13 protein-coding genes are annotated in these 19,522 nt (G+C 71.2%); 10 read left to right on the top strand and 3 right to left on the bottom strand.

The window, feature by feature from the left end:
• The first annotated feature begins 51 nt into the window (after positions 1-51).
• The 3 genes from AC1DYZ_RS00220 to AC1DYZ_RS00230 all read left to right on the top strand — a co-directional run bounded on the left by AC1DYZ_RS00220 (position 52) and on the right by AC1DYZ_RS00230 (position 7,903).
• Complete coding sequence (locus tag AC1DYZ_RS00220; protein WP_477063215.1) at positions 52-561, top strand: nucleoside/nucleotide kinase family protein; 510 nt, start codon at positions 52-54, stop codon at positions 559-561.
• 126 nt (positions 562-687) lie between these two features.
• A complete protein-coding gene (locus tag AC1DYZ_RS00225) occupies positions 688-1,572 on the top strand; it encodes a hypothetical protein (RefSeq protein WP_477063216.1) in 885 nt (294 codons plus the stop codon).
• 538 nt (positions 1,573-2,110) lie between these two features.
• Entirely contained in the window at positions 2,111-7,903 is a 5,793-nt protein-coding gene (locus AC1DYZ_RS00230; RefSeq protein ID WP_477063217.1) for a rhamnogalacturonan lyase family protein, read from the top strand.
• A gap of 192 nt (positions 7,904-8,095) precedes the next feature.
• Here the strand turns inward: AC1DYZ_RS00230 and AC1DYZ_RS00235 are convergent, their stop codons facing one another.
• Complete coding sequence (locus tag AC1DYZ_RS00235; protein WP_477063218.1) at positions 8,096-9,307, bottom strand: alpha-hydroxy acid oxidase; 1,212 nt, start codon at positions 9,305-9,307, stop codon at positions 8,096-8,098.
• A 416-nt stretch (positions 9,308-9,723) separates the two neighbouring features.
• On the opposite strand from AC1DYZ_RS00235, the gene AC1DYZ_RS00240 reads away from it, so the two are divergent.
• The 4 genes from AC1DYZ_RS00240 to AC1DYZ_RS00255 all read left to right on the top strand — a co-directional run bounded on the left by AC1DYZ_RS00240 (position 9,724) and on the right by AC1DYZ_RS00255 (position 13,705).
• Positions 9,724-11,049 carry an ABC transporter substrate-binding protein gene (locus tag AC1DYZ_RS00240; protein WP_477063219.1) on the top strand — a complete coding sequence of 442 codons (1,326 nt, stop codon included), beginning with the start codon at positions 9,724-9,726 and terminating at the stop codon, positions 11,047-11,049.
• A 138-nt stretch (positions 11,050-11,187) separates the two neighbouring features.
• On the top strand, positions 11,188-12,102 hold the full coding sequence (locus AC1DYZ_RS00245) for a carbohydrate ABC transporter permease (RefSeq protein WP_477063476.1): 915 nt from the start codon (positions 11,188-11,190) through the stop codon (positions 12,100-12,102).
• On the top strand, positions 12,102-13,013 hold the full coding sequence (locus AC1DYZ_RS00250; RefSeq protein WP_477063220.1) for a carbohydrate ABC transporter permease: 912 nt from the start codon (positions 12,102-12,104) through the stop codon (positions 13,011-13,013). Before AC1DYZ_RS00245 ends, AC1DYZ_RS00250 begins: the two co-directional genes overlap by 1 nt.
• Before the next feature lie 44 nt (positions 13,014-13,057).
• A complete protein-coding gene (locus AC1DYZ_RS00255; RefSeq protein ID WP_477063221.1) occupies positions 13,058-13,705 on the top strand; it encodes a hypothetical protein in 648 nt (215 codons plus the stop codon).
• 9 nt (positions 13,706-13,714) lie between these two features.
• On the opposite strand, the gene AC1DYZ_RS00260 is transcribed toward AC1DYZ_RS00255, so the two are convergent.
• Both AC1DYZ_RS00260 and arfA read right to left on the bottom strand, forming a co-directional pair.
• A complete protein-coding gene (locus tag AC1DYZ_RS00260; RefSeq protein WP_477063222.1) occupies positions 13,715-14,713 on the bottom strand; it encodes an alpha/beta hydrolase in 999 nt (332 codons plus the stop codon).
• Positions 14,714-14,743: 30 nt separating this feature from the next.
• Complete coding sequence (gene arfA, locus AC1DYZ_RS00265; protein ID WP_477063223.1) at positions 14,744-16,261, bottom strand: arabinosylfuranosidase ArfA; 1,518 nt, start codon at positions 16,259-16,261, stop codon at positions 14,744-14,746.
• A 133-nt stretch (positions 16,262-16,394) separates the two neighbouring features.
• Here arfA and AC1DYZ_RS00270 point away from each other — a divergent pair, with 133 nt between their 5' ends.
• The 3 genes from AC1DYZ_RS00270 to AC1DYZ_RS00280 are packed head-to-tail and all read left to right on the top strand — an operon-like array spanning position 16,395 to position 19,517.
• Positions 16,395-17,849 (top strand): Gfo/Idh/MocA family protein, encoded by a 1,455-nt coding sequence (locus AC1DYZ_RS00270; RefSeq protein WP_477063224.1) that lies wholly within the window; start codon positions 16,395-16,397, stop codon positions 17,847-17,849.
• Positions 17,846-18,760 carry a DUF6807 domain-containing protein gene (locus AC1DYZ_RS00275; protein WP_477063225.1) on the top strand — a complete coding sequence of 305 codons (915 nt, stop codon included), beginning with the start codon at positions 17,846-17,848 and terminating at the stop codon, positions 18,758-18,760. Before AC1DYZ_RS00270 ends, AC1DYZ_RS00275 begins: the two co-directional genes overlap by 4 nt.
• A 25-nt stretch (positions 18,761-18,785) precedes the next feature.
• Positions 18,786-19,517, top strand: a complete 732-nt coding sequence (locus tag AC1DYZ_RS00280) for a cupin domain-containing protein (protein ID WP_477063226.1) — start codon at positions 18,786-18,788, stop codon at positions 19,515-19,517.
• Positions 19,518-19,522 lie beyond the last annotated feature (5 nt).

The following is a 19,522-nucleotide window of genomic DNA, read 5'->3' on the forward strand; positions in this document are numbered from 1 at the left end:
GCTGGCGCAAAGCCGTAGGCCGGGCGTCCGCGCTGTGCGAGCGTCTCGCGCATGGATGGCTACGAGCTCCTGGTCATTGGCGGGCGGTCCGGCGTCGGGAAGTCGACGGCGGCGTTCGCGCTGCACGCGTTGCTGCGGGGCGACGACGTCTCTCACGCGGTGATCGAGGGGGACGCCCTCGACCTCGCCTGGCCCACGCCGTGGGAGCACCGGCTGAGCATGCGGAACCTCGCCGCCGTCTGGGCGAACTACCGCGCCCTCGGGTACCGGCGGCTGGTCTACACGAACACGGTCGCGGTGCTCGAGGCCGAGGAGCTCGCCGCGGCAATGGGCGGCTCACCGCGCGTGACGCGCGTCCTGCTCACCGCGAGCGACGCCGTGGCGGACGCGCGGCTGGCCCAACGCGAGTCCGGGTCGGAGCTCGAGGCGCACCGGCTGCGCTCCGCGGCCGCGGCCGCACACCTGGACGCCGACGCCCCCGTGGGCACGCACCGGATCGGCGCCGACGGTCGTTCGCCGGACGAGGTCGCCCGCGCGATCCGCGCGACGGTCGGCTGGTAACGCGTCCGGCGGGACCGTGGCATCTGTCCGACGACGTCGCCCGCGCGATCGGCGCGGGCGTGGAGGCGTGGCCGCCGCGACGGCTTGGCGGATGATTGCGTCGGGTTCGTGCGGCACGATCGGGGGGTGGTCGGGCGCTGGCGGGTGGCGGTGGTCGTCGGCGTGCTCGCGTTGGCCGGCTGCACGGGCGGCTCGGCATCGGAGCCGACCGCGACGCCCACCCCGATCCCCGCCGACGTGCTCGCCGGGTTGTCCGTCGAGGTCCGGCAGGCGCGCAGCGACTGGGCGCTCCGCGTGGTGCAGCTGCGGGTGACCAACGCCGGACCCGGGGACGTCACGGTGGCGGAGGCCCGGCTGACAACTCCGGACGACGAGGGCGTCGCGACGAGCGACCGAGAGCGGCCCGTGCGTGCTGGCGTCGACCGGGACCTGTCGGTGCCGCTGGGGGAGCCGGTGTGTGACGACCCCGCCTCCGGGCCGGCGCGCGCGGAGCTCGACCTGGTGGACGGCGCGGGTGGGCGCTCGACCCTCGTCGTCGAGCCGGACGACCCGCAGGGACACCTGGCCCGCATCCACGGCGAGGACTGCGCGGCCGCCGCCGTCGCGGCCGGGGCTTCTCTCACTCTGGCCGATGCCCTGATCACGAGCGACATGAACGGGACGCTCGCCGCCGGGGTGGACCTGGAGGTCGCACCGGTGCCGGACGGTCCACGGGTCGAGATCACCGGGGTGGACGGGACCGTGCTGCTCGCGCCGGTCGGGGGCGCGGCCGGCTGGCCCACCGACGTCGACACGGGCGACGGTGCCTCGCGGACGGTGCCGCTGACGCTCGTGCCGTCGCGGTGCGACCCGCACGCCGTCGCCGAGGACAAGCGCGGGACGTTCTTCGGCGTGCACGCGCGGGTGGACGGGGTCGAGCAGCCGGTGTTCTACGTCGCCGCGAGCGACCAGCTGCGCGGGGCGCTGCACGAGTTCGTCGGCGAGTCGTGCGGGATGCCGGGCACCGGGTGATGGGCGCCAGAGGCGCGGTCCCTGCGAGGTCGTGGAGGACGAGCGTCCGTCGGTCCGCGGCGGCTGTCGCTCGATGTGCCGCCGGTGCCCGGCATGCCGGGGCACCGGTTGACCCTCGCCCATGACTCCGTCTCCGCGAAGTCGGGGAGCCCCGAGTCGGAGAGTCCGATCGCGGTCCGCGGCGGCCGTGGGCGGGTGCGTCGCCGGTGAGGTCGCATGATTTCTTGAGCCCGCTCAGACGTGCGGGCGCCGCCTGTACGCCGACTGAGCGCGTGCGCGGTGCGCGGGCATCGGCGCAGGTCAGACCGCTCGTGGCGGCCCGATGGCGCCCACCATGACAGCGTAGTCGGCGGCCACCACGGGTCCCGCCCTCACGGAAAGTTCAACGGCGAGCGCTTTCCCCAGTTTGCCCGAAACCCTTGCGCGGCCCCGGACGGGTCGGTAGGAATGTCCTGCTTGCTCGGGTGAATCGTTACAGGGTGAAACGATTCACCACCGATCAGGCACCGCTCTCAACGACGAGACCAAGGGTGATGCCATGCGCCGGACGCGCGCGCACGACGAGGGACCAGAAGCACGGGCGGCACGGCCGTCCGTCGCGGGACGAGGGACGGGTCGGGCACCGACGGCGCGACGCGCCTCGCGCGGCCTCGCCGCTGCCGCGGCATCGGTCACGGCGGCCGCCCTGATCGCCGCGGGCGGGGTACCCGCCCTCGCGGCCGACCCGGCCACCACGTGGAAGTTCGACCTGGGCACCGCGACGAGCCCGGTCGCCGACGGGTACCAGCAGGTGACCGACGCGACGCGCTACAGCGCCGCGACCGGCTTCGGCATCGTGCCGGCCGACGGGGTCACCCCGATCTCCCGCGACCGCGGCGCTGCCGACCCCGGGGACCGTGACTTCGTCCTCGCGACCAGCTGGTCGTTCGTGCTCGACGTGCCCAACGGCACCTACGACGTGACGGTCCGCTCGGGCGACCTCCTCGCGGGCACGAGCACCACCAAGACCACCGTGACCCTCGAGGGCGCCGGCGGCGGGACCCTGAGCACCAAGGCCGCCGCGATCGCCGGGACCTGGCCGGTCACCGTCGCGGACGGTCAGCTGACGGTGGGGATCTCCGGCGCGGGTGCCGGCGGGTACGTCAACTCGATCGTCGTGTCGCAGACCGGCACGACGCCGCCCGAAGAGCCCGACCCGAGCACCTCGACCATCGCCGCACCCACCTCGGTGCGCATGGCCCACGTGACCCCGAGCGCCGTGACGCTGCGCTGGAACGAGGTCGCCGGTGCCACGGGCTACGTGGTCTCGCGGTCCGACGCGGTCGACGGCACCTACACCGAGGTCGCCCGGACCGGCGCGCGCGCGGTGTTCACCACCGACGCCGTCGACACCTCGACCCTGCGCTACTACCGCGTGCAGACGATCGACGCGGCCGGCCTGTCCACCCCGTCGGCCGCCGCCGTGACCAGCCTGCCGACGCCCCTGACCGTGCCCGCCGTCCTCGACTTCGACCTGGGCAGCGGCGCGCTCGCGCCGGGCGCCACGCGGCTCGACGCCACGAGCGCGTACTCGGCGACCACTCGCTACGGCTTCGTCGACACCCGGGCGGTCACCGCGACAGATCGGGGGACGGCCGACCCGCTTCGCTCCGACTTCGTGAGCGTGGGCGACACCGAGCTCGTCGTCGACCTGCCCAACGGCGACTACACGGTGAGCCTGATCGCAGGAGACGCGACCGAGGCGACGGACGTCGCGATCACCGCGGAGCAGATGGCCAAGGTCGCGCCGACGACGAAGACGGCGGGCCAGTTCCTCGAGATGTCGTTCGACATCGCGGTGGTCGACGGCCAGCTCAACCTCGAGTTCTCCGGCACGGCGCCGAAGCTCAACGAGCTCCGCATCGCGGCGCAGAGCCCGCGGGCGCCGGGCGCCGAGCCGACGGTGTGGATCACCGGCGACTCGACGGTCCAGAGCTACACCGCGGACTACGCGCCGCAGGCCGGCTGGGGCCAGATGATCGACCGGTTCCTGTCCGACGACGTCACGGTGGACAACCGGGCGATCGGCGGCCGCTCGTCGAAGAACTTCATCAGCCAGGGCCGGCTCGACGAGGTGCTCCGGCTGGTCAAGCCGGGCGACTACGTGTTCGTGCAGTTCGGGCACAACGACGCGACCTACGGGGTCGACGACCGCTTCGCCGCCCCGGCCGACTACGCCGAGTACCTGCGGACCTACGTCGACGGCGCCGTGCAGCGCGGGGCCACCCCCGTGATCGTCACGCCCGTCTCGCGGCGCAGCTTCGACCCGGCGACGGGCAAGTTCAACGTCTCGTTCCCGGAGTACGTGGCCGCGGCGACGGCGCTGGCCGCCGAGACCGGGACGCCCCTGGTCGACCTCGCGGCCTCCAGCCGGGCGTACCTCGACCAGATCGGTCCGGAGGCGTCGACGAGCGTGTTCCTGTACGTGCCGGCCGGGGTCTACCCGGGCCGGCCGACGGGCACGATCGACGACACCCACTTCCAGGAGTACGGCGCCATCCAGATGGCCCGCCTGGTCGCTTCGGGCATCGCCGACCTGGACGTCCCGCTGGCCGACGAGGTGGTCGACGCCGAGCCGCCGGCGCAGGTCCCGGCCGCGCCGGCCGGGGTCGTCGCGGGCAGCGTCTCCAACGCCGGCGTCCAGCTGACCTGGACGGTGAGCGAGGGCGCGGACATCTACCAGGTGTTCCGCAAGGACGCCGCGGCGGGTGACGGCGCGTACGCGCTGGTCGCCACGTCCACGCTGCCGCAGGCGGCTGTCGGCGGGCTGGTCGAGGGGGCGTCGTACGACCTGCGGGTCGTGGCCGTCAACGGCCGCGGCTCGTCGGCCCCGTCGGCCGCCGTGCGGGTCACGACGAAGGCCGCGCTCTACAAGTTCGACGTGCAGCTGGCCGGCGGCCCGCTCATGCCGGGCTACACCGAGCTGAGCCAGAACTCGCGCTACACCCCCGAGATCGGCTGGGGCTGGCTGGACCCGACGGGTCTGGGCGGCCGCGACCGCGGGGTCAACTTCACGCCGCCGCCGAACGACCTGCAGCGGGACTTCCTGCTGCCGGGCACCCAGCACGTGTTCGCGGTCGACGTGCCCGACGGCAGCTACGCCGTGAAGACGTACAACGGCGACTGGATCGGCACCAGCCGCTCCAACGTCCAGATCGAGGGCAAGGACTTCGGCGCCTCCAACGCGGGGGCGGGGTCGGTCTCGGAGAAGGTCAGCCAGCCGGTGCTCGTCACCGACGGCCAGCTGAACCTCGTGATGACCGGCGCCTCGTCGCGACTCAACGGCATCGAGATCACGCCGCTGCTGCTGGCGCCGTCGGGTCTGACGCTCGACGACCTGAGCATCGACGGCTCGTCGGTGAACGTCTCGCTCAGCTGGACGGGCACGGACGACTCCGCGGGCTACCGGGTCTACCGGAAGGCGGCCGGCGCCACCGCGGCCGTCGCGCTCGGTGACGTCACGACGACGACATTCGTCGACACCACGCCCGACGTCGGGCTGGCGTACGAGTACCACGTCGTCGCGCTCGACCCGAGCGGCCTCGAGTCGGTGCCGACGGACACGCTCGACGTGACCACGGTCGATCCCGACGTCCCGACGGCCGCCGTGCCGACCGGCCTCAAGTTGGGTGCGGTCAACAAGAACGACGTCACGTTCACCTGGGGTGCCGTCGACGGCGCACTGTTCTACCAGGTGTCGCGGCAGGCCAAGGACGGCTCGTTCGTCGTCGTCGGGCGTGCGGACGGTCCGTCGTACACCGACACGACCGTGCTGACCACGATCGGGTACACGTACAAGGTCGCGTCGGTCAACGCGGGTGGTGTGTCGGCGGCGTCGTCGTCGATCACGACCCCCGCGGTCACCACCCTCGCCCGGCAGGCGGAGCGCCTCGACCGGTCGCCGGTCGCGGTGAAGACCGACGGCGGCGTCTACCTCGGCTGGCGACAGCTGGGCCTCGACCCCGACTCGATCGCGTTCCACGTGTACCGGGACGGCAAGAAGATCACCACGCTGCCCCTCACCTCCAGCACCAACCTGCTGGACGCGGGCGGCAAGGCGGCGTCGGTGTACCGGGTGAGCTCGGTGGTCGACGGGATCGAGCGCTGGGCGACGGGCGAGTTCCGCGTGTGGGACAGCCAGCACCTGGACGTCCCGCTGGACAAGCCGGCGGACGCGTACACGAAGGACGGCCAGCCGTACACGTACAACGCCAACGACGCCTCCGTCGGGGACGTCGACGGCGACGGGCAGTACGAGGTCATCGTCAAGTGGGACCCGTCCAACTCCAAGGACAACTCCCAGGCGGGGTACACCGGCAACGTCTACATCGACGCGTACGAGCTGGACGGCACCCGCCTGTGGCGCATCGACCTGGGCCAGAACATCCGGGCCGGCGCGCACTACACGCAGTTCCAGGTGTACGACCTGGACGGCGACGGGAAGGCCGAGGTCACCCTGAAGACCGCGGACGGCACCGTCGACGGCGTCGGCACGGTCATCGGTGACCCGCGTGCGGACTACCGGAACTCGTCGGGCTACGTGCTCACGGGGCCGGAGTTCCTCACGGTGTTCAACGGGGCCACGGGCGCGGCCATCGACACCATCGACTACACGCCGCCGCGCGGTGACGTGGCCGCGTGGGGCGACGCCTACGGCAACCGCGTCGACCGCTTCCTCGCCGGGGTCGCGTACCTCGACGGCGAGCACCCGAGCGTCATCTTCAGCCGCGGCTACTACACGCGGGCCGTCCTGGTCGCCTACGACTTCGACGGGTCGCAGCTGGTGAAGCGCTGGACGTTCGACTCCGACGTGTCCGGCTCGCAGTACATGGGCCAGGGCAACCACAACCTGTCGGTGGCCGACGTGGACGGCGACCAGAAGGACGAGATCGTCTACGGCTCCATGACCATCGACGACGACGGCACGGCGCTCTACAGCACCGGGCTCGGGCACGGGGACGCGCTGCACGTCAGCGACCTCGACCCCAGCCGGCCGGGCCTCGAGGTGTTCGCGGTGCACGAGGAGGCGCCGCACAGCAAGGGGATCGGGGCGACGTTCCGCGACGCCAAGACCGGGGAGGTGCTCTGGTCGATGCCGGCCACCGCCGACACCGGCCGCGGCGCCTCGGGCGACATCGACGCCTCCCACCCGGGCTCGGAGTCGTGGGCCGTCACCACCGACGGCACGTGGAACTCGCGGTCGGGGGAGATGAGGGCGGCCGACGGCACCCTGCTCAGCACCACCATCCCCGCGGCGAACTTCCTCACCTGGTGGGACGGCGACCTCCTGCGGGAGATCACCGACCACGACTGGAACACGACGACCCTCACCGGCGTCCCGACGATCGCCAAGTGGAACCCGTCGACGAAGACCGCCGACGAGATCTACCGGGCGACCGGCACCCTCTCCGACAACGGCACCAAGGGCACGCCCGCCCTGCAGGCCGACCTGTTCGGCGACTGGCGCGAGGAGATCGTCACCCGCCTGGCCGACTCGTCGGCCCTGCGGATCGCCACGACGGTGGACCTCACCGACTACCGGTTCCGCACCCTGCAGTCCGACCCGGTCTACCGGCTCGGGGTCGCCTGGCAGAACACCGGCTACAACCAGCCGCCGCACACGGGCTACTTCCTGGGTGACGGGATGTCGACGCCGCCGGCGCCGAGCATCGTCTACACGGGTGCGGCGACGGGTCCGGACGAGCGGGTTCCGGGACCGGCGACCGCCGCACCGGGCAAGGGCGTGCTGTCCAGCGACAACTGGGACGACGACAGCAGCTACACGGTCGCCATGAACCTGTGGTGGGGCCAGAACGCCCAGACCGTGACGCTGCTGGAGAACGGGGTCAAGGTGGCCACGCGCGACCTGGTCGACGCCACCCCGAACGCCCAGTCGGCGGCCTTCCAGATCGCCGGCAAGCCCAACGGGACGTACGTCTACACCGCGGTGCTGACCAACCAGCACGGGTCGACGACGACCGCCCCGCTGACCGTCAAGGTCACTGCGGCCAACCCCGGAGCCCCGGTGCTCAGCGCCGACAACAAGGACGGCGACGGGTCGTACACGCTCACCACCAACCTCTGGTGGGGGACGAACGCGACGATCTACCGGCTGTACGAGGACGGGGTGCTCATCGACACCCAGTCCCTGACGGCCAACGGGTTCAACGCGCAGAAGGCGACGACGTCCGTCTCCGGTCGAGCGGTTGGCACGCACGTCTACCGCGCCGAGCTGGCCAACCCGCTCGGGTCGACCAGCAGCCCGGAGCTGAAGGTCAAGGTCACGCGCTGACCTGAGCAGACGACGGCCGGTCCGGGTGGCTCCTCCCACCCGGGCCGGCCGTCGTCATGCCATGCCAGAACGACAACGTCCGAGCAGAGGGAGCCCCTGGCCCACTCTTGTTCGGACGTTGTGCACCTGCATTCCGCAACGTCCGAGCAGAAGGAGGTCCTGGCCTCCCTTTGCTCGGACGTTGTGGTCGTGTCAGGGCAGGCGGACGTGCTGGGGGCCGAGCTCCTTGACCGTGGAGACGCCCAGGAGGGCCATGGTGCGACGGACCTCGCGCTCGAGGATGTCGACCGCCCGGTCGACGCCGCGCTCGCCGCCGGCCATGAGGCCGTAGAGGTAGGCGCGGCCGACGAGGGTCGCGTCCGCGCCGAGGGCCAGCGCGGCGACCACGTCGGCGCCGCTCATGATGCCGGTGTCGACCCAGACCTGGGTGCGGTCGCCGACGGCCTCGGCGACGTCCGGGAGCAGGCGCAGGGGGACCGGCGCGCGGTCGAGCTGGCGGCCGCCGTGGTTGGACAGCACGACGGCGTCGGCGCCGGCGTCGGTCACGCGGCGGGCGTCCTCGACGGTCTGGATGCCCTTGATGATCAGCGGCCCGTCCCAGGACGCGCGGATCCACTCGAGGTCCGCGAACGTCATGGTCGGGTCGAACAGCTTGTCCAGCAGGTCCGCGACGGTGCCCGACCAGGTGGTCAGCGACGCGAACGTCAAGGTCTCCGTGGTGAGCAGGTTCATCCACCAGGCGGGGTGGGTCGCGGCGTCGAGGACCGTCTTGACCGTGAGGGCCGGCGGGATGGAGAAGCCGTTGCGGGCGTCGCGAAGCCGCGCGCCGGCCACCGGCACGTCGACCGTGAGCATGAGCGCCTCGTAGCCGGCGGCCTTGGCGCGGGCCATGAGATCCTCGCCCGCCGAGCGGTCCTTCCAGACGTACAGCTGGAACCACTTGCGGGCGTCGGGACCGGCCTTCGCGACCTCCTCGATCGACGTCGTGCCCATCGTCGACAGCGCGTACGGGATGCCCCGGCGCTGGGCCACGCGGACCACCGCGCGCTCGCCCTCGTGGTTCATCATCCGCGTGAAGCCGGTGGGGGCGAACGCGAACGGCAGGGCGCTCGGCGTGCCGATCATGTCGGTGGTCGGGTCCACGTGGGACACGTCGTGCAGGATCGACGGCTGGAACTCGAGCTGGTGGAACAGCGACCGGGCGCGGCGCAGGCTGATCTCGGCCTCGGCGGCGCCGTCGGTGTAGTCGAACACCGACCGCGGGGTCCGCTTGCGCGCCAGCGTGCGCAGGTCCGCGATGGTCAGCGCGTCGGCCAGCCGTCGCTTGGTGCCGTTGAGCTCGATGGGCTTCGGGCGCATCAGCGGCTTGAGCTCGGACCACGAGGGGATCTGACGGTTGGTCACCGGGGACTCCAGAGTGTGTGGCGCGTCGTCGGGCAGCACGGGTTTGAAACGATACAACACGTGGAGGCGGAGCTCCACGGCCTGCACTCGACGCTAGCAACCGAGGCCGATGCGCAGGGCGACGGGACGTCCGCACATTCGAGCGGCCCGACGACCGAATCTGCGGACGCTGCAACGGATGGTGGGGACGTCCGCACATTCGAGCGTCCGGACGACCGAATCTGCGGACGCTGCGCTCGGCTGGCCCGTCGCGCGCTGACCGGCGCCCGAGCCGCCGGTCCCCGGTCGACGTGGCATGGTGACGCTGGCCGAGCAGGGTTTTGTAACGATTCAGCGCCAGACGTTGACAGCCCGGGAAGCGCTCGCCTAACGTCCGGAATGCGCTTTCACACCCCGAGCAAGGAGGCTCAACGACGATGAAGCGAACCCTTTGGAAGACGGCCGCGGTAGCCGCCGTCGCTGCCCTCGCCCTGACCGCCTGCTCTTCTGGCGGTTCTGGCGACAGCGAGCCCACGGCCAGCTCCACCGGCCCGGACACATCCCCAGTCACCCTCAACTTCACGTGGTGGGGCAACGACGACCGGGCCGACCGGTACAACCAGGCCCTGGCGTTGTTCAAGGAGAAGTACCCGTACATCACGGTCCAGACCAGCTTCGCTGCGTTCCCGGACTACTGGACGGCCCGCTCCACCGAGGCCGCGGGCCGCGCGCTCCCGGACGTCATGCAGTTCGACCTGTCGTACCTGCGTGAGTTCAACCAGAACGGGCAGCTGCTCGACCTGCAGAAGTACGTCGACAACGGAACCATCGACCTGTCGGGCTTCGACAAGACGCTCACCAAGGCGGGTGTCCTCGACGACAAGCTGATCGGCATCCCGACGTCGACCAACACGTTCGCCATGTTCCAGAACCCGAACGTGATCGAGCAGACGGGGGCCACGTTCCCGGACGAGGCCAACTACACCTGGGACGACTACAACACCTTCATCAAGGACGTCTCCGGCGCCGGCGAGAAGACGGCCGACGGCTACGGCCTGTACGGCGCGGTCGACTACACCGGCACCTTCTGGTTCTTCATCCAGTGGCTGCTGCAGGAGGGCAAGACGCCCTTCAAGGACGACGGCACGTTCGGCTTCACGGAGAAGGACGTCGTCAAGTTCCTCGACCTGACGTCCGACCTGCGGGCGGACAAGCTGGTCTACCCGACCGACCGCAACATCGCGCTCGCGCCCAAGGGTGGCTTCACGGTCAACGAGACCGCGTCAGAGATGAGCTGGGACAACTTCCTGGCCGGCTACGTCGCCGACTCCGGCACCGCGAACCTCTCGATGGCGCAGATCCCGTCGGTCAAGCCCGGCGAGAAGCACCTGTTCTTCAAGCCGTCGATGCTGCTGTCCTCGGGCGCCAACACGAAGCACCCCGAGCAGGCCGCGACCCTGATCAACTTCCTGCTCACGGACCCCGAGGTCGGCAAGATCTTCGGCACGTCGAAGGGTGTGCCGGCCGACGCCGACCAGCGCGCCGCCGTCGACACCACCGAGGGCAGCGTCGACGCCCAGGTCATCGCGTACGAGGAGAAGATCGCCGAGCAGGTGACCGAGTCCACGCCGATCCCCGTCAAGGGCTTCGGCACCATCGAGGCCAAGTGGAAGACCCTCGCCGAGGACCTCGGCTACGGCAACATCACGCCGGAGGACTTCGCTTCGCAGTGGTTCGCTGAGGCGGAGATGTCCACCCAGTGATCCCGGCGGTGGGCCGCCCGCACGCCCGGGCGGCCCACCCCGTCGCGATCCGCACGACGGACCGCAGCGAACTGACCGCACAACGAACGGATCACGCTCGTGACCCTCACTGCCGAGGCTCCGACGACGGGCTCCTCGATCGCCGCGCACTCCGCCGCCAAGAAGCGCCGGAAGCGGGCCGAGGCCCGGGCCGGCTACGCCTTCCTGAGCCCCTGGCTGCTCGGCTTCCTGCTGCTCACCGCAGGCCCGATGCTCGCCTCCCTGTACCTGTCGTTCACGAACTACAACCTGTTCGCGCCACCCCAGTGGATCGGCCTCGAGAACTTCCAGCGCCTGTTCCACGACCCGAACTACGCCCAGGCGTGGAAGGTCACCCTCACCTACGTGGTGCTGGGCACGCCGATCAAGCTCCTCGCGGCCCTGGCCGTGGCGATGCTGCTGAACAACGCCTTCAGCGGCAAGGGCTTCTACCGGTCCTCGTTCTACGCACCCTCGCTCATCGGCGCCTCGGTCTCGATCGCGATCGTGTGGAAGGCCATGTTCATCGACAAGGGCATCGTCGACCAGGTCCAGCAGCTCTTCGGCTTCCCGGCCGGCGGCTGGGTGGGTGACCCGGCGCGCACGATGCCGATGCTCATCCTGCTGACGGTGTGGCAGTTCGGGGCTCCGATGGTCATCTTCCTGGCCGGGCTCAAGCAGATCCCCGTGGAGCTCTACGAGGCCGCAGCGGTGGACGGCGCCGGCCCGTGGCGCAAGTTCCTTCGCATCACGCTGCCCATGCTCTCGCCGGTGATCTTCTTCAACCTGCTGCTCGAGATGATCCATGCGTTCCAGATCTTCGCCTCGGCGTTCATCATCTCCAACGGCACCGGCGGCCCGGCGAGATCGACGCTCTTCTACACGCTCTACCTCTACTTCCGCGGATTCCAGGACTTCCAGATGGGATACGCGTCCGCGATGGCCTGGATCCTCGTGATCGTCGTCGGTGCCCTCGCCGCCGTCTTCTTCAAGACCTCGAAGTCCTGGGTCCACTACTCGGGGGAGGGCAAGTGATGAGCACCGTCACCGCCAGTGCCAACAGCCTCGTCAGCTCGCACGACAGCGAGCTGCTGCGCCGGTCCAGCAAGAACCGCAAGCGCGGAAAGGCCCTGCTCTTCCACGTGAGCTCGCTGGTGCTCGTCGCGATCGTGCTGTACCCGGCGATCTGGATGCTCATGTCGTCGTTCAAGCCGAGCAGCGAGATCGTCGGCAACGTCAGCCTGATCCCCACCGACGCGACGCTCGCCAACTTCCAGAAGGCCATCGAGGGCATCGGTGGCGTCTCGTTCTGGAGGTTCTTCACCAACTCGCTGATCCTGGCCGTCGGCTCGGTGGTCGGCATCACGATCTCGTGCTCGGTCAGCGCCTACGCGTTCGCCCGCATCGAGTTCCCCGGACGCAACGTGTTCTTCGCGCTCATGATCGGCACGCTGCTGCTGCCGTTCCACGTCGTGATCATTCCGCAGTACATCGTGTTCAACCGGCTCGGCCTGGTGGACACGTTCGTGCCGCTGCTCATCGGCAAGTTTCTGGCCGCCGAGGCGTTCTTCGTGTTCCTCATGGTCCAGTTCATGCGCAACCTGCCGCGTGAGCTCGACGAGGCTGCGCGCATCGACGGGGCCGGGCACGTGCGAATCTTCCGGTCGATCATGCTGCCGCTGATGAAGCCGGCCCTGGTGACCAGCTCGATCTTCGCGTTCATCTGGTCGTGGAACGACTTCTTCGGCCCGCTGCTCTACCTCAAGCGGCCCGACCTGTACTCGCTCCCGATCGCCCTGCGGCTCTTCGTCGACCAGACGACGACGTCCGACTACGGCGCCCAGATGGCCATGGCCGTCCTCGCGCTGGTGCCCGTGATGATCTTCTTCCTCGTGTTCCAGCGGTACCTGGTCGAGGGCGTGGCCACGCAGGGCCTCAAGGGCTGATGGTCGTTTCCGCTGGGGCACGGCGTCGTGTGAGGCTGGGCGCCATGAGCTCCCAGGTTMCCGACGACGACGCCGGCCCCGCCACGCCGCCGGAGGACGACACGACGCCGGGTCCCGACCAGAAGGCGTTGCTCGGCGGCGGACGGTTCGGCCTCTTCAGCGAGGCGCTGCTGGTGGGTCTCGGGGTCTCCGTGCTGAGCCTGCCGATCATCACCGCAGTCCCCGCGCTCGCCGCCGGGGTGTCTCACGTCCGTCGGCACCTCGACGGGCGGCCCGACACCCTCGCGGCTCTGTGGGAGGACTTCAAGGCCGCCTGCCACGGCGTGTGGGCGGTGTCGATCGGCGCGCCGTTGCTGCTCGCGGTGTTCCTGTTCAACCTGCAGCTCGCCGGCTCGGGCGGCCTGCCCGGCGGGACCGGCGTACGCGTCGCGACGGTGTTCCTGGTCGCGATCCTGCTGGTCGTCGTCCTGCGGGCCGCCGCCGGCTGGTCGCCCGGGGCGCGATGGGGCACGGTCGTGCAGGCGGCGGCCAAGCGCGCCGGCGACGACCTCATGGGCACGTTCCTGCTGGTCGTCGCCCTCGGGCTGTGCGCCGTGATGATCTGGATGCTCGCGCCGTTGGCGGTCGTCGTGCCCGGGCTGCTGTCCCTCGCCGTCGTCGCCGTCGAGCACCGCGCGACCGTCAGGGGCTGAGCGCGGGCCCTAGGGCAGCGACTCGACGAACTTCTGGATCGCCACCAGCGCCTCCTGGCCCGCGTCCGTGGTGACGTGGAACTGGAACTCGTGGCCGACGGGCGGCACGTGGTCGGCGTCGAAGAACAGCGTCTCCAGCGGGACGTGGAGTTCCTCGAGCCTGGCGACGAGCGACAGCGAGTGCTTCAGCGCCGGGTCGGCGTTGCCGCAGGAGACGAGGGTCGGCGGGAAGTCGGCCGTGAGGTGCTCGACCACCGAGATCCCCGCGAAGCGCGGGTTGTCCAGGTAGTCGGTGGTGCCGGTGAACGAGCGCATCACCGAGTCGACGAACCACCGGTCCCGGCCGTGCAGCCCGCGGGCGAGCGACATGTCGAACACACCGCAGAACAGCAGGGTGCCGACGATCTGGTCGGGGCTGATCCGCGGGTGGGCGTCGATCGAGGCCGCGTAGGCCGGGCTCACGACCATCCCCGTCACCTGCGACGCGATCTGCGCGCCCGCGGAGTCGCCCGCGAGCACCAGCCGCTGCGCGTCGACGCCGAGCTCCTCGGCATGCTCGGTCAGGTACGCGAGCGCGTCGAGGACCTGCAGCGCAGGCGTCGGGTAGGTGGCGCGCGGGGCGATGGAGTAGCCGATCCCGACCACCGTGCACCCGCCGCCGGCGACCACCCGCAGGTAGTTGGCGATGAGGTCCTTGCTGCCCGACAGCCACGCACCGCCGTGCACCCACACGATCGTCGGCAGCGTCCCGTCCGACGTCGTGGACCGGTGCACGTCCAGGCGGGCGTCGCGGTCGCCGGCGCGGTACGGGATGTCGAGCCGGGACACCACGTCGGCGGGGACGAACGGCGCGGTCGCCGTGAACCGCGCCTGACCGTTCCGGTCGAAGCTGCGGCGCAGCATCACGGACGCCGGCCTCGGGCTGAGGCGCGCGGCGATCCCGAAACCGACGAGCCCGGCCGCGAGCAGGCCGACCAGCCAACCGAAACCGAGCGCGAGCCGTCTCATTGCTCGATCGTGCCACCGACCACCTAATCGTCAGGCGCGCGTGAGGGTCCCCGGCAGCGCCGTCCAGGACTCGGGCGCGAGGGTCACCACGGTGCTGCCGACGCCACCGGCCGGGCCGTCGACCTCCGACACGTGCCGTTCGGCGACCGCGGCGGCGTGCTCGGGCCCGTCGACGGCGGGCTCGTGGTCGGCCGTGACCTGCACGCCGCGGCCGAAGGCCAGCGTGACGCCCGGGTGCGAGAGCTCGACCTCGACCGGCTCGGCGGAGCGGTTGACCAGGAACACCGCCACCTCGGAGCCGTCCAGGGTCGCTGCCGCGGTGACGACGGGCACGTCGCCGTGGGCCTTCGTCGGCAGGGACGGGGACGACACGCGCAGGTCGAGCGCGGTGCCGCGGGCCAGGCGCGCCGTCGTCGCGAAGGGGTGGAACGTGGGCTGCTGCCAGGCCGGGCCGCCCGGCTCGGTCATGATCGGCGCGATGACGTTGACCAGCTGGGCGAGGCAGGCGACCGGCACGCGGTCGGCGTGATTGAGCAGGGTGACCAGCAGGTCGCCGACGACCACCGCGTCCAGCGCGGAGTAGACGTCCTCGATGATCCGCGGGGCGTCGCGCTGCAGCGGCAGGTTCTTCTCGCCGGGGAAGCGCGACTGCAGGTACCAGACGTTCCACTCGTCGAACGAGATGCTGATCTGCTTGTCGGAGCGGCGGCGGGCGGCGACGGCGTCGGCCGAGGCGACGACCCGGCGGATGAACCGGTCCATCGAGGTGCCCGACCCGAGGAAAGAGGCGCGGTCGCCGTCGAGCTCCTCGTAGTAGGCGTGCATCGAGACATGGTCCACGACGTCCCACGTGTGCTCGAGGACCGTCTGCTCCCACGAGCCGAAGGTGTCCATCATCATCGACGACGAGCCGCAGACCACCAGCTCGATCGACGGGTCCACCAGCCGCATGGCCTTGCCCGCCTCGGCGGCGAGCCTGCCGTACTCGTCGGCGTCCTTGTGCCCGATCTGCCAGGGGCCGTCCATCTCGTTGCCGAGGCACCACAGCTTCACGGCGTACGGCTGCTCGCGGCCGTTGGCGATGCGCAGGTCCGCCCACCGCGAGCCGGCCTCGCCGTTGCAGTACTCGACCAGCGCCGCCGCGGCCGCGACCCCGCGCGTGCCCAGGTTGACTGCCATCATCGGCTCGATGCACTCGCGCTCGGCCCACTGCAGGAACTCGTCGGTGCCCACCGTGTTGGGCTCGATGGTCCGCCAGGCCAGGTCGATGAACGGCTTGCGCTCCTCGACGGGCCCGACCCCGTCCTCCCACACATAGTTGGAGACGAAGTTGCCGCCCGGGTAGCGGACCATGCTGACGCCGAGCTCGCGGGTCAGGTCGGCCACGTCGCGGCGGAAGCCGTGCTCGTCGGCCGACTCGTGGCCCGGCTCGTAGATGCCCGTGTAGACCGCGCGGCCCAGGTGCTCGACGAACGAGCCGAAGACGCGGCGGTCGATCTCGCCCACGCGGAAGTCGGGGTGGAGCAGGACGGTGGCGCGCTGGGTCATCGGGTTCTCCTGTGTGCACGATCGGGTCCCCCAGGGTCTGTCGAGAACAGGGGACAACGCTTAGGCTACTCACGACGGACAACGCTTTCCGCAGTCCGGCGCAACGAGGCGACGACACACACCGAGGACACCCGTGAGCGACCAGAACCCCACCGCACCGCGTCCCGCATCCAGCAGCAGCACCACGGCGAGCGCGGGCGTCATCCCGGAGTTCGCCCCAGCCCCCGAAGGCGAGCAGCTGCGCTACGCGGTCGTCGGCACCGGCCACCGCGCCGGCATGTACATCGGCGCGATCACCGGCGAGCACGCCGACGTCGCGTCGCTGGTCGCGCTGCTCGACACCAACCCCGGTCGCATGGCGCACTACGAGTCCGTGGTCTCCGAGGCCCTCGGCCGTCCCGCGGACTTGCCGCAGTACGCGCCCGACGGACTCGAGAAGATGATCGCGGAGCAGTCGGTGGACGTGGTCATCGTGACCGCGCCCGACCACGCCCACGCGGAGCTGGTCGCGCGCGCACTGGCCGCCGGCGCCGACGTGGTCGTCGAGAAGCCCCTCACCATCGACCGGCCGGGCTGCCGCCGCATCACGGGCGCGGTCGCGGAGACCGGCCGCGACGTCGTCATGACGTTCAACTACCGCTACGCCCCGCGGAACTCCTCGCTGCGCCAGGTCATCGCCTCGGGGGAGATCGGCGAGGTGACCAGCGTGCACTTCGAGTGGGCGCTCGACACCGTGCACGGCGCCGACTACTTCCGCCGCTGGCACCGCGACAAGAAGAACTCCGGCGGGCTGCTGGTGCACAAGTCGAGCCACCACTTCGACCTGGTCAACTGGTGGATCGGCGACGTCCCGTCCCGGGTGTACGCCCGGGGCGGCCTCAAGTTCTACGGCGACCGCAACGCCGCGGACCGCGGGCTCGGCGCGCGCCCGGCGCGCGGCACCGGCGTCGTCGGCGACCCGTTCACGCTCGACCTCAACGACGACCCCCGCCTCAAGTCGCTCTACCTCGACGCCGAGCAGCACGACGGCTACCTGCGCGACCAGGACGTCTTCGGCCCCGGCATCACCATCGAGGACAACATGGCGCTGCTCGTCGACTACCGGCGCGGCGCCACCCTCACCTACTCGCTCAACGCGCACAGCCCCTGGGAGGGGTACCGCGTCACCGTCAACGGCACCGCCGGTCGGGCTGAGCTCGAGGTGATCGAGCGGGGAGCGATCGAGCTCGACGAGAATGGCAACGCGGTCCTCGACCCGTCGGCGACGCCCTCGTTCGTGGGCGACGCGCTGCGCCCCGAGGGGGAGCGGCTGCTGGTGCAGAAGCACTGGGAGCGGGCGACCGAGTACCCGATCCCGGACGGCATCGGCGGTCACGGCGGTGGCGACGCCATCCTGCTCAAGGACGTGTTCCGGCGGCACCTGCGGGTGTCGCGGGACGCGCTCGGAAGGCCGGCCGGGTACCTCGACGGGCTGCGGGCCGTCTCCGTCGGCATCGCCGCCAACCAGTCGCTGGTCACCGGCCTGCCCGTGACGATCGTCGACCTGGACCTCGGCGCGGACCTCGCCCTCCCGGCGAGCGCCTCGTGAGCCTCTCCGCCCTCCACGACGTCGGGCGCGCGGTCGACGTCGTCGCCGACGGCACCACGCTCGCGCAGTACGTCTACGTCCCGACCGACGTGCAGCTGGAGAGCCCGCGGCCCTACCTGCACCCCGTCCGCACACGTGGGGGCGACCTGGTCACCGCGTTCCGGCCGCACGACCACGTCTGGCACAAGGGCATCGCCTGGTCGCTCCCGGTGGTCGGCGAGCACAACTTCTGGGGCGGTCCCACGTACGTGCACGGCGAGGGGTACGTGCAGCTGGAGAACGACGGCTCGATGGACCACGTCGCGCTCACCTCGCTGTCGGTCTCGCCGGATCGCGTCGACGTCGCGCACACGCTCGCCTGGCACACCCAGGCGCGCGAGCACGTCATCGACGAGCAGCGGTCGCTCGCCTTCGTCGTGCCCCCGTCGCGCGACGACGCCTGGGTGCTCACCTTCACGACGACCATGACCAACGTCTCGGCCGCCGACCTCACCATCGGCTCGCCGACCACCCGCGGCCGGGAGAACGCCGGCTACGGCGGGCTGTTCTGGCGCGGGCCCCGGTCGTTCACCGGCGGGACGCTGCTCGCCCCCGACTTCTCGGGCGGCGAGGAGATCCGCGGGACCCGCGGGCCGTGGATGGGGTTCGTCGGCCGGCACGACGAGACCGGCGGCGCGTCGACGGTCGTCATCGTCGACGGGACCGAGAACCCCTCGCACCCGCCGCAGTGGTTCGCCCGCACCGAGCTGTTCGGCTGCCTCAACCCGGCACCGTTCTTCTCCACCGAGGTGCCGTTCGCGCCCGGTGACTCCCTCACCTTCCGGTACGCGGTCGTGGTCGCCGACGGGGCGTCGAACCCCGCGACGGCCGCCGAGCTCGCCGCGCTCGGCGTGGACGTGCTGCCGGCGTGAGGCTCGTCGGCGGGATGCTGGTCGCATGAACGGACTTCCCGGCGGCGTCTCGGTCAGCCACCTGCGCGTGTACGACTGGCCGGCGCCCGACGGTGTGGGCCTGTCCGGCAGCGGGTCGCCGCACCTGCACGTCGTGTCGTCGGAGGCGTACGTCGTCCTGGGCGGCTCCGGCTCGGTGCACACGCTCGGCCCGTCCGGCTCCGCCGTGCACCCGCTGCGCCCCGGCTCGATCGTGTCGTTCGGCCCCGGCGTGGTGCACCGCGCCGTGAACGACGGCGACCTCGAGGTGCTCGTCCTCATGTCGAACGCCGGGCTGCCCGAGGCCGGCGACGCGGTCCTCACCTTCCCCGCGGCCGTCCTGGCCGACCCGGTCGCCTACCGCGCCGCCGCCACGCTGCCCGGTGGTGGGGCGTCCGACGACGAGGTCGCGGCGGCCGCCCGGCGTCGGCGCGACCTCGCGCTCGAGGGGTACGCCGAGCTCGGTGACGCCGTCGACCGGCTCGGTGCGGCCGCGGCCCTCGAGCCGCTGCACGCCGCGGCCGCCAGGATCGTGCGGACCTTCGTGCCGCACTGGCAGGACGTGTGGACCCGCACGGTGTACCGCGAGACCGAGTCCACGGCCGCCGCGCTCGAGGGCCTGGTCCGCGGGGCCGCCCCGCACCTCGGGCGCGGTGTCGCAACGGCGACCGAGGCCGACCCGGCGCCGCGCAGGTACGGCATGTGCGGTCGCCTGCAGACGTGGCCAGCGGGCCTGTGACGCAC

It is taken from the genome of Cellulomonas sp. P1_C4 (assembly GCF_056406355.1).

What these genes read in the sequence shown, in the direction of transcription:
- AC1DYZ_RS00220 (WP_477063215.1), top strand. Translation starts at nt 52, where the DNA reads ATGGATGGCTACGAGCTCCTGGTCATTGGCGGGCGGTCCGGCGTCGGG.
- AC1DYZ_RS00230 (WP_477063217.1), top strand. Translation starts at nt 2,111, where the DNA reads ATGCGCCGGACGCGCGCGCACGACGAGGGACCAGAAGCACGGGCGGCA.
- AC1DYZ_RS00240 (WP_477063219.1), top strand. Translation starts at nt 9,724, where the DNA reads ATGAAGCGAACCCTTTGGAAGACGGCCGCGGTAGCCGCCGTCGCTGCC.
- AC1DYZ_RS00250 (WP_477063220.1), top strand. Translation starts at nt 12,102, where the DNA reads ATGAGCACCGTCACCGCCAGTGCCAACAGCCTCGTCAGCTCGCACGAC.
- AC1DYZ_RS00260 (WP_477063222.1), bottom strand. Translation starts at nt 14,713, where the DNA reads ATGAGACGGCTCGCGCTCGGTTTCGGTTGGCTGGTCGGCCTGCTCGCG.
- arfA (WP_477063223.1), bottom strand. Translation starts at nt 16,261, where the DNA reads ATGACCCAGCGCGCCACCGTCCTGCTCCACCCCGACTTCCGCGTGGGC.
- AC1DYZ_RS00280 (WP_477063226.1), top strand. Translation starts at nt 18,786, where the DNA reads ATGAACGGACTTCCCGGCGGCGTCTCGGTCAGCCACCTGCGCGTGTAC.